At 41.6% G+C, this 14,829-nt stretch carries 11 protein-coding genes; 1 reads left to right on the top strand and 10 read right to left on the bottom strand.

What is annotated here, in order from left to right; genetic code table 11:
• Positions 1 to 12: 12 nt before the first annotated feature.
• From acnD to PSM_RS06365, 4 genes are all read right to left on the bottom strand, one after another.
• A complete protein-coding gene (acnD, locus tag PSM_RS06380) occupies positions 13 to 2,622 on the bottom strand; it encodes a Fe/S-dependent 2-methylisocitrate dehydratase AcnD (protein WP_013464733.1) in 2,610 nt (869 codons plus the stop codon).
• A gap of 113 nt (positions 2,623 to 2,735) precedes the next feature.
• Positions 2,736 to 3,863 (bottom strand): bifunctional 2-methylcitrate synthase/citrate synthase, encoded by a 1,128-nt coding sequence (gene prpC, locus PSM_RS06375; protein WP_013464732.1) that lies wholly within the window; start codon positions 3,861 to 3,863, stop codon positions 2,736 to 2,738.
• 25 nt (positions 3,864 to 3,888) lie between these two features.
• Positions 3,889 to 4,767 (bottom strand): methylisocitrate lyase, encoded by an 879-nt coding sequence (gene prpB / locus PSM_RS06370; RefSeq protein ID WP_013464731.1) that lies wholly within the window; start codon positions 4,765 to 4,767, stop codon positions 3,889 to 3,891.
• 336 nt (positions 4,768 to 5,103) lie between these two features.
• Complete coding sequence (locus PSM_RS06365) at positions 5,104 to 5,820, bottom strand: GntR family transcriptional regulator (protein ID WP_013464730.1); 717 nt, start codon at positions 5,818 to 5,820, stop codon at positions 5,104 to 5,106.
• 263 nt (positions 5,821 to 6,083) lie between these two features.
• Between PSM_RS06365 and rsmF the strand changes: the two genes are divergently transcribed.
• Positions 6,084 to 7,523, top strand: coding sequence for a 16S rRNA (cytosine(1407)-C(5))-methyltransferase RsmF (gene rsmF, locus PSM_RS06360; protein WP_036956313.1), 1,440 nt, complete (start codon positions 6,084 to 6,086; stop codon positions 7,521 to 7,523).
• A 503-nt stretch (positions 7,524 to 8,026) separates the two neighbouring features.
• Here the strand turns inward: rsmF and PSM_RS06355 are convergent.
• The 6 genes from PSM_RS06355 to PSM_RS06330 are packed head-to-tail and all read right to left on the bottom strand — an operon-like array spanning position 8,027 to position 14,826.
• Positions 8,027 to 8,740 carry a VpsP family polysaccharide biosynthesis protein gene (locus PSM_RS06355; RefSeq protein WP_013464728.1) on the bottom strand — a complete coding sequence of 238 codons (714 nt, stop codon included), beginning with the start codon at positions 8,738 to 8,740 and terminating at the stop codon, positions 8,027 to 8,029.
• Entirely contained in the window at positions 8,733 to 9,461 is a 729-nt protein-coding gene (locus tag PSM_RS06350; protein ID WP_013464727.1) for a tyrosine-protein phosphatase, read from the bottom strand. The genes PSM_RS06355 and PSM_RS06350 overlap by 8 nt, the downstream gene beginning before the upstream one ends.
• 12 nt (positions 9,462 to 9,473) lie before the next feature.
• The gene (locus tag PSM_RS06345) at positions 9,474 to 11,681 is read right to left on the bottom strand and encodes a GumC family protein (protein ID WP_013464726.1); all 2,208 of its coding nucleotides are present in this window, start codon (positions 11,679 to 11,681) and stop codon (positions 9,474 to 9,476) included.
• A 25-nt stretch (positions 11,682 to 11,706) separates the two neighbouring features.
• On the bottom strand, positions 11,707 to 12,228 hold the full coding sequence (locus tag PSM_RS06340; RefSeq protein WP_013464725.1) for a polysaccharide biosynthesis/export family protein: 522 nt from the start codon (positions 12,226 to 12,228) through the stop codon (positions 11,707 to 11,709).
• The gene (locus tag PSM_RS06335) at positions 12,225 to 13,439 is read right to left on the bottom strand and encodes an outer membrane beta-barrel protein (RefSeq protein ID WP_041695687.1); all 1,215 of its coding nucleotides are present in this window, start codon (positions 13,437 to 13,439) and stop codon (positions 12,225 to 12,227) included. The genes PSM_RS06340 and PSM_RS06335 overlap by 4 nt, the downstream gene beginning before the upstream one ends.
• Complete coding sequence (locus tag PSM_RS06330; protein ID WP_013464723.1) at positions 13,423 to 14,826, bottom strand: undecaprenyl-phosphate glucose phosphotransferase; 1,404 nt, start codon at positions 14,824 to 14,826, stop codon at positions 13,423 to 13,425. Before PSM_RS06330 ends, PSM_RS06335 begins: the two co-directional genes overlap by 17 nt.
• Positions 14,827 to 14,829: the final 3 nt, after the last annotated feature.

Genomic DNA, 14,829 nt, shown 5'->3' with positions numbered 1-14,829 from the left:
AAACGTGTGTCCTTATGATGCTTGCGTGGCTTCTAAAAAGTCTTGCGCAAAGCGTTGTAACACACCGCCTGCCGCATAAATAGAGAGCTCTTCTTGCGTATCTAGTCGACATTTCATTGGTACGTTTAATACCTCGCCATTTTTACGCGTAATAACAAGCTCTAGGGTTGCACCTGGTGTTGGTTCGCCCTTCACGTCGTAGCTTTCGCTACCATCTAGATTAAGTGTTTTACGCGTTGTGCCTGGTTTAAATTCAAGCGGCAATACGCCCATACCAATTAAATTAGTACGGTGAATACGTTCAAACCCTTCAGCTGCAATAACCTGAACACCAGCAAGCCTAACGCCTTTTGCTGCCCAATCGCGCGAAGAGCCTTGGCCGTAATCAGCGCCTGCCACAATAATGAGTGGCTGTTTACGCTGCATGTAGGTTTCGATTGCTTCCCACATACGCGTGTTTTCACCTTCAGGCTCTATGCGTGCATATGAGCCTTGCTTCACTTCTCCGTTTTCATCTAATACCATTTCGTTCAATAGTTTAGGGTTTGCAAATGTAGCTCGTTGTGCGGTTAAGTGATCGCCTCGGTGCGTTGCGTACGAGTTAAAGTCTTCTTCTGGTACGTTCATTTTAGTTAAGTATTCACCTGCTGCGCTGCTGGCCATAATCGCATTAGAAGGTGATAAATGATCGGTTGTAATGTTATCGCCAAGTACTGCTAACGCGCGCATACCTGTCATACTGCGCTCACCTGCCAAAGCTCCTTCCCAATAAGGTGGGCGGCGAATATACGTACTTTCTGGGCGCCAATCGTAAAGTGGGTCGTTATCTTCGCCGTAATCAACAGTTAAGTTAAACATTGGCTCGTATACTTTTCTAAACTGCTCTGGTTTTACGCTTTGTTTGATAACCGCATCTATCTCTTCATCAGATGGCCATAAATCTTTTAAGGTTACATCGTTACCTTGTTGATCTTTACCGAGTATATCTTTTTCTATATCAAAACGAATGGTGCCCGCAATTGCATAAGCAACTACTAAAGGTGGTGACGCTAAAAACGCTTGCTTAGCATACGGATGAATTCGGCCATCAAAGTTACGGTTGCCCGAAAGCACAGCCGTTGCGTATAAATCGCGGTCAATCACTTCTTGTTGAATTTTAGGGTCCAACGCACCACTCATGCCATTACAGGTAGTACAGGCAAAACCAACAATACCAAAACCGAGTTGCTCTAGTTCAGTGAGTAAGTTTGCATCTTCAAGGTACGACTGCACCGCTTTTGAACCCGGCGCCAATGAGGTTTTAACCCACGGTTTACGCATTAAGCCTTTAGCGTTTGCATTTCGCGCTAATAAACCTGCAGCAATTACATTGCGCGGGTTACTGGTATTAGTACAGCTGGTAATAGCGGCGATAATACAGGCGCCATCTGGCATTAAGCCTTCTTCGTTCTCAACAACACCCGAAATACCTTGCGCTGCTAAATCGCTGGTAGATACACGACGATGCGGATTTGAAGGCCCTGCAATGTTGCGCCCTACACTTGATAAATCAAACTTAAGTACACGGTCATAATGCGCTGTTTTTAAGCTATCACTCCATAAACCCGCTGTTCTAGCGTAGTTTTCTACCAGGGCAATTTGATCTTCATCACGGCCTGTTAAACGCAAGTAATCAATAGTTTTATCGTCAATGTAGAACATAGCAGCGGTGGCGCCAAATTCTGGGGTCATGTTCGAAATGGTCGCTCTATCACCCAGGGTTAGTGCATCAGCCCCTTCACCGTAAAACTCAAGGTAAGTCGATACCACACGTTGCTCACGTAAAAATTCGGTAATCGCCAGTACAATATCGGTTGCAGTTATGCCAGGCTGGCGTTTACCGGTAAGCTCTACGCCCACTATATCTGGTAAACGAATATATGATGCGCGCCCAAGCATTACGCTTTCGGCTTCAAGGCCACCTACGCCGACAGCAATAACACCTAATGCATCAACATGCGGGGTATGGCTGTCGGTACCTACTAAGGTATCTGGGAAGGCAATGCCATCGCGGTTTTGAATCACCGGCGACATTTTTTCAAGGTTAATTTGATGCATGATGCCATTACCCGGTGGGATCACATCAATATTTTTAAACGCTGTTTTGGTCCAGTTTATAAAATGAAAACGGTCATCGTTGCGTCTATCTTCAATGGCGCGGTTTTTTTCAAATGCATCGGGATCAAAACCTGCGTGCTCAACAGCTAATGAATGATCCACAATCAGTTGAGTCGGTACAACCGGATTTACTTTTGCAGGATCGCCGCCTTTTGCAGCAATAGCATCACGCAGGCCCGCTAAATCAACCAGTGCGGTTTGGCCTAAAATGTCATGACATACAACGCGTGCCGGATACCATGGAAAATCTAAGTCTTGTTTACGCTCAATTATTTGGCTAAGCGCATCGGTTAGCATATCTGGCTCACAGCGACGCACTAAGTTTTCGGCAAATACACGCGAACTGTAAGGTAGTGTAGCGTATGCGCCTGGCTTAATGGCATCGACGGCGGCTTGGGTATCGTAGTAATCAACATTTGAGCCTGGTAAAGGCTTACGGTATTGGGTGTTATTAATAATGGTCATAATAAATTCGCTAATTTGGTGACGGAGGAGAGTACGGTAAAGCGCTATAATGAGTAATCATCAGCGCTATAAACAATAAAAGGTGAGCTAGGCTCACCTTAAACGCTAACTAATTAGCCTCTTGATTCAATTGGCGTGTAGCTACGCGCATCTGGCCCGGTGTAATCAGCACTTGGGCGAATAATACGGTTATTTGCACGTTGCTCTTTTACATGCGCTGTCCAACCAGTTACGCGGCTCATTACGAAGATAGGCGTGAACAACTTGGTAGGAATACCCATAAAGTGGTACGCCGATGCATGGAAAAAGTCAGCATTACAGAATAACTTCTTCTCACGCCACATAACTTCTTCACAGCGAACTGATACTGGGTAAAGCACATCATCACCCACTTCTGCGGCTAATTTTTCAGACCACTTTTTAATAATAACATTACGTGGATCTGACTCGCGGTAAATAGCGTGGCCAAAGCCCATAATTTTATCTTTACGCTCAAGCATCCCCATCAGTGCATCTTCTGCTTGATCGGCGCTGGTAAAGCCTTCAATCATATCCATGGCGGCTTCGTTGGCACCACCATGCAGTGGACCACGTAAGGTACCAATTGCGCCAGTTACACATGAGTGAATATCAGAAAGCGTTGATGCACACACGCGACCGGTAAAGGTAGAGGCATTAAATTCATGCTCTGCGTACAAAATTAGTGATACATTCATTACTTGTGCAAATAATTCACTTGGCGCTTTATCGTGTAATAGCGTTAAAAAGTGTGCACCTACTGAATCGTCACCAGTTTGTGTTTCGATGCGAACACCGTCATGAGTAAAACGATACCAGTAACAAATAATACTTGGGAAAATTGCCACCATGCGGTCAATCGCATCGTTTGCTTCGCCAAAGTCATTTTCCATTTCAAGGTTACCTAGCATAGAACACCCTGTGCGCATTACATCCATTGGATGTGCGTCTTTTGGAATGTTCTCAAGCACTGTTTTTAGTGCCTCTGGTAAACCGCGCAAGCTTTTAAGTTTAGCTTTGTACTCTGCCAACTCGCTTGATGTTGGTAACTCACCGCGTGAAAGTAAAAACGACACTTCTTCAAACTGTGCTTTTTCAGCAAGTTCACTAATATCGTAACCACAGTAAGTTAAACCTGAGCCTGTTTGCCCTACTGTACATAATGCGGTTTGTCCTGCTACTTGGCCACGTAAGCCTGCGCCACCTAATGCTTTATCTACCATGATGTGTCTCCTGTTGAAATTTTTATTATTTGTCAGATTTTGCTGAAAAAAGGTTATCTAGCGTGTTTTCGTACGAGTGATAATCTAAAAAGTCGTAAAGCTCTGCACGCGTTTGCATGTTTTCAATTTGGCTTTGTTGCGACCCTTCATTCAAAATAGCCGAATACACATTGAGTGCGGCTTTGTTCATTGCTCTAAATGCACTTAATGGGTAAAGCACCATTTCTACGCCCACATCGCTTAATTGCTCTTTGGTGTAAATTGGGGTTTGGCCAAACTCGGTAATGTTGGCCAAAATAGGCACATTAATCGCTTTGGTAAATGCTTGGTAATCAGCAAGATCATGAACCGCTTCTGCAAAAATCGCATCGGCACCGGCTTCAACACAAGCTGCTGCACGGTCTATCGCCGCATTTAAGCCTTCTTTTTGAAACGCATCGGTACGCGCCATAATGTAAAAATCGCTATCGGTTTTTGCATCTACTGCCGCTTTAATACGGTCAACCATTTCAGCTTGGGTAACTATTTCTTTATTAGGGCGATGGCCACAACGCTTTTGCGCCACTTGATCTTCAATATGAAAACCGGCTGCACCTGCTTTAGTCATTTCTTTAACGGTACGGGCAATATTAAACGCCCCACCCCAACCTGTGTCGGCATCCACTAACAAAGGTAAATCGCTAGCACCGGTAATACGGCGAATATCTTCAAGCACGTTATCAAGGCTGGTCATACCTAGATCTGGCATACCAAATGAGGCATTAGCCACACCCGCACCCGATAAATAAATAGCCTGATGGCCCATTTTTTCAGCCATCATCGCGGTGTACGCGTTAATAGTACCTACCACTTGTAACGGGTGGTTATTTGCAATTGCCTGTTTAAATTTTAATCCTGCTGACATTACCTTCTCCTAACTTTGAACGGGGCTGCTCTTTGGCAACTTAGTATTTTTTAATATTGTGACATATGTATTAGGGTCTATTGACCTTTCAAAATTTAATTTGCAGCAGCCTGTTTGGTATTTAGGCAAGGCAGAGCCTATGTAGTGTGGTTATTCCACATAAATAGGCGATAACGCAGCATCAATACTAAACAGGCGCTGCCCTTCGGGTTCTGCCTAGGAGCGATTTACTCTTTGTTGCTCGGTTTTTACTTAGCCCACTAGGTTACAAACCTCGCGCCGTTATTAAACCGCTCCTAGTTTGAACAAATTATAATCCGCAAAGGTCAACAGACCCTAGTTAGCCATTTCATTTTGAGTGGCTTTTACTGATTGTTGATATCCATCAAATTTTGTTTGTATATTCGCTTGTGATGCACTGATATGGCGCTTCATTAACATTTCGGCCAGCTCACCATCATGATTTTCAATGGCGTTAATAATGGCTAAGTGTTCGTCAAATGCTTTCGATACCCGTGGCCCTACCATACCCATTTGTACACGGTACATTCTTATTAATTGGTACAGATCGTGGCATAACAAATGAATTAAGTGCGCGTTTTTACTGCCTTTGATTATTCGATAATGAAAATCTAAGTCGCCGGCCTCTTGATAGTACGACTCACCTTCTTTAACACGCTGAGTTTGCAAATGCTGATTAAGTAATTGTTTCAAGCCTTGTACTTCATCTGGTTCCATATTGTCGGCAGCTAGGCGACATGCAAGCCCTTCAAGTGCACTGCGCACTTGATACACCTCAATTAAACGCTCTGCGGTTAATGCCACAACGCGACAACCTATATTGGCTTTGCGCTCAACTAAGTAACAACTTTCTAAACGGTTTAATGCCTCTCTGAGGGTTGCACGGCTTACACCATAACGCTTTGCAAGCTCCGGCTCAGATATTTTACTGCCTTGTGCAATGCTGCCTTCTACAATTTCACGGCGCATATCTACAAACACTTTATCGGAAGCGGTTGTGATAGATGTTTCATTTAACAAGTGCTGTGTCATAAAGTATTTTTATATTGTCGACAATTTATGGGTTAACTATGTGCTTATTATTTATACCTGTCAACCCTAAAACCACTTAAACTGAGTGAAAAACCACCATATTGTCGACATTATTAGCCAAAAGTATAATGAAAAATGTATTTAAGCTGTTTTACTCAACAAGATGTCGACACCTTTTAAGGGTTACTATTTCGTTTTTAACACTGAAAAAAATCGTTAAAAATGCTATTATCCTGCTTTATTTTGACTGTATGAGCCAAATCGTGGACGCAAACACTTACATCCCTGAGCCATTTGTTAACGACGTAAAAACCTATTTACCCGAGCACCTAAACTTAGATGATTTTTTAAGTGCATGTCGTCGTCCACTGCGTAAATCTGTTCGCGTTAATACATTAAAAATGAGTGTTGAAGAGTTTAAGCAACAAGCGGCTAAAAAAAACTGGCAACTTACCGCTATTCCTTGGTGCGATGAAGGTTTTTGGTTAGAGCGCCCAAACGATGAAGAGCAAAACCTAGCGCTGGGTAATACCGACTTACACTTAAGCGGGGCTATGTACGTGCAAGAGGCAAGCTCAATGTTGCCGCCAATGGCACTAAAGCAAAGCCTACAAACCAGTAACACAGTGCTCGATATGGCCTCGGCACCGGGCTCTAAAACCTCACAACTTGCCGCGTTAATGAACAATCAAGGCGTGCTAGTAGCCAATGAGCTGTCGTCATCACGTTTAAAAGTACTCAGTGCCACGCTAAAGCGTATGGGTGTAGGTAACTGCGCGCTATCACATTTTGATGGTGTGGTATTTGGCAACTACATGTTTGAGTGCTTTGACAGCATTTTACTTGATGCGCCCTGCTCTGGCGAAGGCACGGTTCGTAAAGATAGTGACGCGCTAAAAAATTGGTCTATCGAGTCAAATATTACCATTGCCCAAGTGCAAAAAGATCTGATTAAAAGTGCGTTTTATGCACTTAAACCAGGTGGGACATTAGTGTATTCAACCTGTACGTTAACCCCACTCGAAAACCAGCAAGTATGTAGCGCATTATTAGATGAGTTTGGCGAATATATAAGCCCTGAGTCATTAAGCGACTTATTCCCAGGGGCTGATAAAGCCACCACCACAGAGGGCTACTTACATGTTTGGCCGCAAACGTTCGACAGCGAAGGTTTTTTTATTGCCAAATTTAAAAAGCACAGCAGCTGCGAAAACCAAACATTAAAAGTTAAAAAAGGCGCGTTCCCCTTTAGTGACTTTGATAGTAAACAAAGTGCTGCGTTTATGAGCTTCCTTAAAAAGCAATTTGGTTTAACGAGTCTGCAAGGTACGTTAAAACAACGCGACAAAGAGCTTTGGCTGTTTCCTGATGAATTTGAAGCAATACAAAATAAAATTAAATATGCGCGATTAGGGGTACAAGTAGGCGTTATTCATAAAAATGGCGTACGCCTAACGCACGAATTTGCCACCGTATTTGGTAAGCAGTGTAAAAGTAATGTACTGGCATTAACCAATGAACAGGCTAACGATTACTTTAATGGTAAAGATATACGCCTAGAAGAGGTAACCAAAGCCAGCGGTGAGGTGATCCTAACTTTATGTGGTTGCCCTATTGGTTTAGGGAAATGGCAAAAAAATAAAGTTAAAAACTCTTTACCAAGAGATTTAGTACAAAATACGCAGTTAATAAACTGGGCGTAAACTCTAATAAAGATGTGCATAACAAATGTAACTTACTGTAATTACGACAGTATAAAAAACGAACAAAAATGTGTATTTTTAGCACTTTTGACTATACTTAAATAACTTTCTTCTTCTCCCTAAGAATCTGAAAGTGTCTTTAGTTAGCGCAGGGCTCAAATACGAGCCCCTCTATAACCCAGAGTTCTTATAGCTCTGGGTCTTTTTTTGTCTAGGCGAAAGTTAACGGGCTGCGAGAGTCGGGTTACGAGCTTAATCCCTCACCCAGCCCTATTATTACAATAAGAACTTAGTGATTTATTTACCACAGAGGATAGGAGACACAGAGAAAGTAATTAAAGACAAAGATTAAAGAACTGTTGTTAGTTATTGATTTCCAAAATTGAAGCTTTTTCTCTGTGCAGCCGAAGCGCCTCGGTGTTCTCTGTGGTTCAAAAAAAAAAGTTCAGAGTAGACGAGCTGCGAGGTTCAAGGCCCGTTACTCGAAGCTCGTGGCTCGTGTTTTAACCACAGTATTTATTAAACATCCAACTGCCTCTAATAGCCTCATAATGAGAACCAAATTGCAGCGATAAACACACTATTGGCAAACGATTCATTTGCTCAGCCATACTAAACACATCATAAAATTTATAACCATATTTAGAGGCTAATTTAAGCTCATTCACATAAAGGGCTTTGTAGGTAGGTGGTAGTTCACTCCAGTGCATTAACGCAATTTGAATAATGCCTAAATGAATATCTAACTTATATGGGCCTACTTTTTTGGCTTGCTGAATATAATTGTATACCCGCTCTGTTGGCCCCTCTTGATAACTTACAACCTGCGCTAAGCTCATCCAAGTTTGTGCCCAAGTTTGTCTAAGCTCAACCGACTTTAATAGCGCCTGCTCAGCTTGTTGATATGTTTGCTTTACTTTATCTGATTGCTCACTTGATGTGGTATCTATACCACTGAGGCTTAGTAATTTTATATGGGCTAAAAAATGCCAATAATGAGGATGCTCGGGATCCATATTCGTAGCTAACGTAATCGCATTTTCTGCAGCTTGAAGCGATGAACCAGATAAAGCACCATCCGACTCTTGCACAATATTAAGTGCATGAAAGTACCATGCATTAGCGCGCATACTTTGCATGCTGCTATATGCAATTACAAGCACTATTAGAGCTAAAATAACAGCAGGCACTACCTTGATCATGTTTAATTTAGTCATTAAATAAGCTCTCGGTTAATTGCAGCGGGTTAGTTACAAAAAGCGCTGTTGCCTGCTCTTCACCTATTAACTGCGCTACTGTTTTTCTAGCTTGACTCAATATAGGAGGTCGGCGCTTTACTGAATGCGCATCAGAGGCAACATAGTTTACTAAACCATCTTTTAGCATTTGTAACGCTATAGTTTGTGCGTTTTCACCCCACTCACCTTCAATGCTCGATGCCGTTAGCTGAAAATCGCAACCTAATTGGTTTAAGTGTTGAATATAATAAAGATTTGACTGAATATCGCGATTACGCTCTGGGTGCGGAATAATAACGCGTATATTTTGTTTAGCGAGCCACTGAATAAACTTATCGTAACCTTGCGGCATGTGAGAGTGCGGTAACTCTAATAACAACACGCTTTTGTCTGCTATTTTACCAATAAAAGGCAGTTTATTAGCCATCACCATTGCCATCAGTTCTATGTCCAAACGTACTTCAGCAGCGGCAGCCAACTTTACATTTATACCTTCTTTTTTTGCCTCTTGCTTTAAACTCTCTAAATCGTTTTTTATTTGAGCCGTCGCATTATTAAAGCGCCCCACATGTATATGTGGCGTTGCCACCATATGAGTAATGCCATCGTTTTCGGCCAATTTTAAAAGCGCTAAAGATTCAGTTAAATCTTTAGCGCCATCATCAATACCCGGCAAAATATGCGTATGAATATCAATCATAAATTAACTTAATTACGCTTGAGGCTTTTCAGGTTGCTGTGAGTAATCGTAATAATCATAGTAGCCATGGCTATGCTCATCTTTAGATTTACTCATATCGACCTTATTCAGTACCACACCAGCAACGTGAGCTTTTACTTCAAATAAACGCTCAAGGCCGGCTGTAATAGGTTTAATACGGGTAATATCTGATTTAACAACATAAACAACTGAATCAACACTTTGCGCGATTACCAATGCATCGCTTACCGCTTGGGTAGGCGGTGTATCCACAATAATATGATCGTACTGCGCTTTTAACTCGCTAAGTAGCTCAGCAAAGCGTGGGCTTGACAACAACTCAAGTGGATTAGATGGTATTTGCCCACTTGGCATAATAGTGACACCCGATTGCGTATCAACATGTACACACTCAGCTAATTGCTCAGTACCTATCATTAAATTACTTAAGCCAGGATGAAATACAGGTATATCAAAACGTTTAGCTAACGTTGGTTTACGTAAATCGGCATCTATCAGTAATACCTTGCCCATTTGTGCCAACGACATCGCTAAATTAGCAGAGGTGGTGGTTTTACCCTCTCCTGGGGAGGTAGAGGTAACCGCAATAACCTGATGCGCACGGTCAAGATGAGTTAACAATAAACTAGTACGGAAGGTACGTACCGACTCAGCAAAACGGCGATAGGTATCTTCTAAATAAGCATGAATCGGAAAATAGCTCTTTTTAGGAACTGCAACGTGAGGCAACAAACCAAGCATACGCTGAGCAAGTTTATTTTCGACATCATTTTTATTTTTAACTGTATCGTTTAAGGCATCAAAAACAAAAGTCATTACTACTGCAAAACCAAAACTGGCTACAAAGGCTAAAATAACAATTAACTTTTTGTTAGGCTTGCTCGGTTCATTTGGTGCAAAAGCACGGTCTGTAAAACGCGCTGCTGCAGAGCTAAAATCACTGGTTACTTCGGTTTCTTTAGAGCGCGATAAAAAGGTATTAAAGATGTTACGATTTGTCTCAACTTCACGCTTTAGTTGATTATATTGGGTTTCTTTGCGGGTAATATCTTGATATTCAGCACGAATTTTAGCTAAGTCGCGTTCAAGCGCATTTACAGTGCGTGTGGTTCTGTTAAGCTCTTTTTCAATACCCGTAATTAACCCTTTTATTTGCTTGTTAAGGTTAGTTTTAACTGTAGCAAGCTCAGCTTTAGCTGAAATCATTTTAGGATGTTTAGGGCCGTAAACCTCACTAAGCTCACTCACCTTACGCTCAACCAATACTACTTCGCGTTTAACATCTTGTACTACACGGTGCGAAGTAATTTCAGGCATGCTTCCAAGTAACTCTATGTTATCGTTACCATATTCGTTAATAACACGGTTAATGCTTTCTAGGTTATTTTTAGTCGCTCGCGCATCTACTAGCTGTTTTGAGGTTTGCTCAAGCTCTTGGGTAACCAGCCCTGCTATACCTTCTATATCAACTAACTTTTGTTCTTCTCGGTAAGCTTGTAAACGCACTTCAGAGCTATCTAGTTGTATACGTAGCTCTGATAAACGCGTGTTTAACCAGCTCGATGCCTGCTGGGTAATGCCCATTTTAGCGCGCATTTGGCTTTCTATGTAAACCTCGCCTACTGTATTAGCTACTAAAGCTGCCAGCTTAGGGTCGCTCGACTCAAAACTTACACGCACTAATTGGGTATTACGAATTGGAGACACCGTTAAACGAGACTTAAACGCAGCAAGTAAGCCCAACATCTCACGTTCGGCTTGCTCCTCAACTGTAAGAACAGAGCTTTCTTTTTTATTTAAAAAAGGCAGTAATTGCTTAACCATACCTTTTAACTCACCAGTGAGTGAAGGCTTAGCAATAAAGTCGGTATGCTCTTTCAAATTAAGCTTAGTAATTACCTCACGAGCAATGCTGTTTGACTTAATAACTTCAAACTGGGTTAAGTAATACTCTTTTTTAGTTGAGTCTAAGCCATATACTTCCTCAAAGCTGACCGCTTTGGTTTGCTCCGACTCAATCAATAAAGTGGCTGTAGCTACATATTTTGGCACTAGAGTTAACGCAACCATTATAGTGAGCAAGGTCACTACAATTGCAAAACCTAATATTTTCCATTTACTTTGCTTAATAACATTAAGGTAAGCACCTAAATCAATAACTTCCTCGTTGTTGCTAGGTTTTTCAGAGTGTGTATTCATTTTTTTAATTACTACCTTAAACTGCTTAAAACAAGCGCTGTTCTATTTTTATGGTGTCACCCGCTGCAATTTGGCTGTTTAAACTACCTTTTTGTTGCTGCTGTTTGGTTTGTTCTTTAAAAATAAATATTTTATCAACCGAGGCGCGCTCGGTTAACCCACCGGCTAACGCAATAGCCTGGTTCACCGTCATAGCGGGTTGGTAAGGGTAAGCGCCTGGTTCTTTAACTTCACCATGAATATAAAAAGGTCGGTATTCTATAACTTGCGCATATACATTAGGGTTAACTAAATAGTCCGGCTGTAAGCCTTCGCTTATTGTTTGCTCAACTTGCGAAACACTTAAACCAACTAGTTTCACCTTACCTAAAAATGGGTAGTTAATCTCACCGCTATTACCAAGCAGTGAGGTTACATCTAAATCAGGCTGGCCAAATACTTTAATTTCTATTTTGTCACCCGCACCTAAAATGTAGTTTTGCGAATCGTTCGCAAAACTACAAAAGCTCAGTAATAATATTAAGCCCGTTAAAATTTTAACCTTCATTCATTTCCCTTTAATGCAAATGTAAAGTTAAGGCCAACAATTACGCGGTCAAATTCAATATTAGTTTGGGTAGAATTGCGATCAATAAAATCAACATAGCCTGTTACCATACCAAAATTACTAGCTAAATAATTTAAACCTAGGCGGGCATTTTTTACTTTATCTTTTCGGTTAAAATTACCAGAGTATTGCTGGTCAACGTAATTAGCGCTTACTACCGAGCTTAAGTAGTCGCTCCAATCATGCTGCCATGTTGCACCATAAACACTTTCGCGAATGTAATCGCCTTCTAGTAATGGGTCTTTAGCGGCACGACTAGTAACCAACTGTAGTGATGAATAAGTAAGAGGTTTCCAAACTGCAGCAGCTTCCCAACTTAAACCACTAAAGTTATCGCGCAGGTTTGACTCAAAATCTTTATTTTGGTAACCCACTTTAAATGAGCCAGTAGTAACGGCTGTAGCTTCCCACTCCATACCCAATAATACTTTTACGTCGTCTGAATCACGGGTAATACCGTTTGAATCAATAACGTCGTATTGGTAGTTTTCTTGCTTTACTTCTAAAAAGGCACGCGTACCAGCTTGGGTATTATAATAACCTGTAATACCTAGCATAGGCTTGTCGTAATCACGAAACTGCGATATTGCCGTAAAATTTTGATAATTTTTGTTATAGTAACCTGCTGTAAAAGCAACCTGAGCTTTAGAGCTTTCTGCACCATATTCGTAACGAGCAGTTACGTTTTGTTGCTGATAATTTACAAGCTCATCTAGTGCGCTGCCCTGGCCTTCAGTTAATCCGCCACCACGTTGCTCGTACAACCAATCTGCGTCACCAGTAACATCTAAGCGGTGTTGGCTAGTAAACTCTTTATGTACGCCGGCACCCACATTAACTTGGGTAAAGTTATCGGTAGTGTCTTTATTATGAAACGACGTGCTAGATGCAATATCAAATTTATAACTGTCTGGGCCGTCTTCAATCAATGCATTTAAACTCGGCGCTATATTCCATATTAAACGTGACTGAGTGGCAGACGGCGTCATAAAAAAGTTGTCGTTGCTGCTCACACCTAGTTGCAGCGTAGGTGTAATCTCAGCGCCGTCTTTAGTCATTACACTGCCCGGCTTTAATTCTACTGCTAAAGCTGGTGCTGATAAGCCTAACGCAACGAGTAAAGTGGTAATTGTATTAGTACGCATTTTCACTTTTAAATCCCTTAAAAATTGTCATAAAAATTATTTTTACATCAAACCATAAAGACCAATGTTTAATGTAATGTAAGTCGTATTCAACTCGCTTGGCCATTTTATCTAAAGTATCGGTTTCGCCGCGCCAGCCGTTTATTTGTGCCCAACCGGTAATACCCGGTTTGGTTTTATGCCTAAACATGTAAAACTCTACTTTTTTTCGGTATTCTTCGTTGTGGGCAACCGCATGGGGCCTTGGGCCAACAATCGACATATCACCTTTTAAAACATTTATAAACTGCGGCAGTTCGTCTAGGCTAGTTCGGCGCAAAAAGCCACCTAACGGAGTTATTCGGGCATCGTTTTTAGTTGCCTGAGTCACCACATCGCTGTTTTCGGTCACCGTCATCGAGCGGAACTTCCACACTTTTATTTTGCGGCCATCTAAGCCATAGCGATCTTGCTTAAATATAATAGGCCCTTTAGATGTCAGCTTGATTGCGGCAGCAATAATCAATAATAATGGGGTGATTAAGGTAACAATAATAGCTGAAACAACAATATCTTCTGTTCGCTTTATAAATTCATGAGCACCAATACACGGTGCTTCAAACACGCTTAATGTATCAACATCACCCACGTGCTCAATGCGAGCATGTATTAAGTTTGAGAGTAAAAAATCGGGGACTATATGCACATCAACGGTGGTATCGCCCAACTGCAATAAAATATCAGCTATGCGTTTTTGCGCTTTCATAGGCAGCGCAATATAAAGTATGTCTATTTCGCCATTACGTGCTGCGTCTACCGCATTTTGAATGCGCCCCTCAACGCCCTGCTGTTCAAGTTGTTCAAACAAACGTTCAGGGCTTCTGTCGTCGTAAAAACCTTTAAAGTTAAACCCAAGCTCATCGTGTTTAACTATTTCAGCATGTAAGTATGCGGCCGACTCAGTGGCACCAATAATGGCCACATTGCGTTGCGATAGCCCTAGTTTACGGCGACTACGTTTATACCAATAAACCCCTAAGCGCCAAATGTACAAATAAGCCACACTTAGTAAAAACCAAATAACCACACCAACGCGTGAAAGCGACTCGGTAAACTTAAATACAAAAGACACAACTAATAAAAACGCAAAAGCAATAAGCACACTACCCCATGCACACATTACCATTGTTCTAAATTTCCCTGCACGCCAAGAGCGATAGGTAGAAAACAGCTCAGCGCTGTATAAAAAGCTAAGGGCAACAGTTAATGCAGAGGCAGCATAAATCGGAGTGAGTTTAAAACTGTAGAGTAAGGCTGCGCACTGAAAAGCTAAAAATAACGCAAATATATCAAATAATCGGTAAAAATTGGCATCAGAGGAACCTGAAGGTTTAAAAGTCCTTGGAGATGTCATTTT

The sequence above is a fragment of the Pseudoalteromonas sp. SM9913 genome (genome assembly GCF_000184065.1).
Taxonomy (GTDB): Bacteria; Pseudomonadota; Gammaproteobacteria; order Enterobacterales; family Alteromonadaceae; genus Pseudoalteromonas; species Pseudoalteromonas tetraodonis.
The sequence above is the reverse complement of the archived record's forward strand: the minus strand, read 5'-3'. Positions and strand labels throughout refer to the sequence as shown.